General features: G+C 54.5%; 1 tRNA gene and 2 rRNA genes (1 of these 3 cut by a window edge). All 3 read right to left on the reverse strand.

The window, feature by feature from the left end:
• A tRNA-Met gene (locus Q9295_RS17780) sits at positions 1–77 on the reverse strand.
• Positions 78–150: 73 nt separating this feature from the next.
• Positions 151–265, reverse strand: a 5S ribosomal RNA gene (gene rrf, locus Q9295_RS17785).
• A 120-nt stretch (positions 266–385) separates the two neighbouring features.
• Positions 386–2,500 (reverse strand): 23S ribosomal RNA (locus Q9295_RS17790); it runs 717 nt beyond the window's last position.

The raw sequence follows: 2,500 nt of genomic DNA on the forward strand, positions 1-2,500 counted from the left end.
TGGTTGCGGGGGCAGGATTTGAACCTGCGACCTTCAGGTTATGAGCCTGACAAGCTACCGGGCTGCTCTACCCCGCGACCGTCCCGACGGTTTTGTTGATGTCGGGGTGTTATTTGCATCGTTATGAGAGAGAATAAGGTCTCTGGTCAGGTTTGGCGGTGACCTACTCTCCCACGTCTTAAGACGCAGTACCATTGGCGTATTAGCCCTTAACGGCCGAGTTCGGGATGGGATCGGGTGTTTAGCCAGCACTATGACCACCAAACCGGATCAGAGACCTGGAAGCGCGTTGGCTTCCGAACATCAGTGTTGTTTTCTAAGGAGTAGCACTATTGGTATGTGCGCTATCTGAGCAGCAGGTTTATGAGCCTTGCTGTTTCTGGATCAGATCAAGCCAATCGAGCAATTAGTACCAGTCAGCTGAATGCATTGCTGCACTTACACCTCTGGCCTATCGACGTAGTGGTCTTCTACGGCTCTCAAGGGAGACCTTGTTTTGAAGGGGGCTTCCCGCTTAGATGCCTTCAGCGGTTATCCTGTCCGAACATAGCTACCCTGCACTGCCGTTGGCACGACAACAGGTCCACCAGTGGTCCGTTCAACCCGGTCCTCTCGTACTAGGGTCAACTCTTCTCAAGTCTCCTGCACCCACGGCAGATAGGGACCGAACTGTCTCACGACGTTCTAAACCCAGCTCACGTACCTCTTTAAACGGCGAACAGCCGTACCCTTGGGACCTGCTCCAGCCCCAGGATGAGATGAGCCGACATCGAGGTGCCAAACGATGCCGTCGATATGGACTCTTGGGCATCATCAGCCTGTTATCCCCAGAGTACCTTTTATCCGTTGAGCGATGGCCCTCCCACTTGGGACCACCGGATCACTATGGCCGACTTTCGTCTCTGTTCGACTTGTCAGTCTTACAGTCAGGCTGGCTTCTGCCATTGCACTCAACGACCGATTTCCGACCGGTCTGAGCCAACCTTCGCGCGCCTCCGTTACGATTTGGGAGGCGACCGCCCCAGTCAAACTCCCCACCATGCAGGGTCCCGGATCCGGATGACGGACCGCGGTTAGACACCAAGAAGGCGAAGGGTGGTATCTCAAGGATGGCTCCACCGAGACCAGAGTCCCGGCTTCAAAGCCTACCACCTATCCTGCGCATCACATTCCTGGTGCCAGTGCAAAGCTAGAGTAAAGGTTCATGGGGTCTTTCCGTCTAACCGCGGGTAGTGTGCATCTTGACACACAGTTCAATTTCGCTGAGTCCACGTTTGAGACAGCGGGGAGATCGTTACGCCATTCGTGCAGGTCGGAACTTACCCGACAAGGAATTTCGCTACCTTAGGACCGTTATAGTTACGGCCGCCGTTTACTGGGGCTTCAATTCAGAGCTTGCACCCCTCCTTTTAACCTTCCAGCACCGGGCAGGCGTCAGACCCTATACGTCGTCTTACGACTTCGCAGAGCCCTGTGTTTTAAGTAAACAGTCGCCACCCCCTGGATTGTGCCCCCCACCCCTAGTTGCCTAGAGATGGGGCTCCCTTCTCGCGAACTTACGGGAGCATTTTGCCGAGTTCCTTAAACGTGGTTCTCTCAAGCGCCTTGGTATACTCTACCAGTCCACCTGTGTCGGTTTAGGGTACGGTCTGATGGAGGGCTATTTCCTGGAACCTCTAAACGGCCCACCCAATCCGATAAGGGCAGACAATCTTCGAGATCCGTCACTTCCTCCTGGCCCACGAATATTAACGTGGTTCCCATCGACTACGCCTTTCGGCCTCGCCTTAGGGGCCGGCTTACCCTGCTCAGATTAGCTTTAAGCAGGAACCCTTGGACTTTCGGCGACAGGGTTTCTCACCCTGTTTGTCGCTACTCATGTCAACATTCTCGCTTCTGATCTCTCCACCGGATGCCTTACGGCCCGGCTTCACAGAAAGCCTCGCGTCTCCAATATCGCCGGGGCGATGAAGGAGACATGAGACTATATCACAGAACGCTCCGCTACCACGCACATCGCTGTGCATCCCGAGCTTCGGCTCATGGCTTGAGCCCCGATACATCTTCGCCGCAGGACAGCTTATCTAGACCAGTGAGCTGTTACGCTATCTTTAAAGGATGGCTGCTTCTAAGCCAACCTCCTGGTTGTTTTGGCCGTCCCACATGCTTTCCCACTTAGCCATGAATTAGGGGCCTTAGCTGCAGGTCAGGGTTGTTTCCCTCTTCACGACGGACGTTAGCACCCGCCGTGTGTCTCCCGGATAGTACTCATCGGTATTCGGAGTTTGCTTAGGCTCAGTAAGACTGTGGGTCCCCATTGCCCATGCAGTGCTCTACCCCCGATGGTATTCGTCCGAGGCGCTACCTAAATAGCTTTCGCGGAGAACCAGCTATCTCCAGGTTTGATTAGCCTTTCACCCCTAGCCACAAGTCATCCAGACCCTTTTCAACGGGTGTTGGTTCGGACCTCCAGTTGGTGTTACCCAACCTTCATCCTGCT

The organism is Pseudogemmobacter lacusdianii, from assembly GCF_030848395.1.
In the GTDB taxonomy this organism is placed as follows: domain Bacteria; phylum Pseudomonadota; class Alphaproteobacteria; order Rhodobacterales; family Rhodobacteraceae; genus Pseudogemmobacter; species Pseudogemmobacter lacusdianii.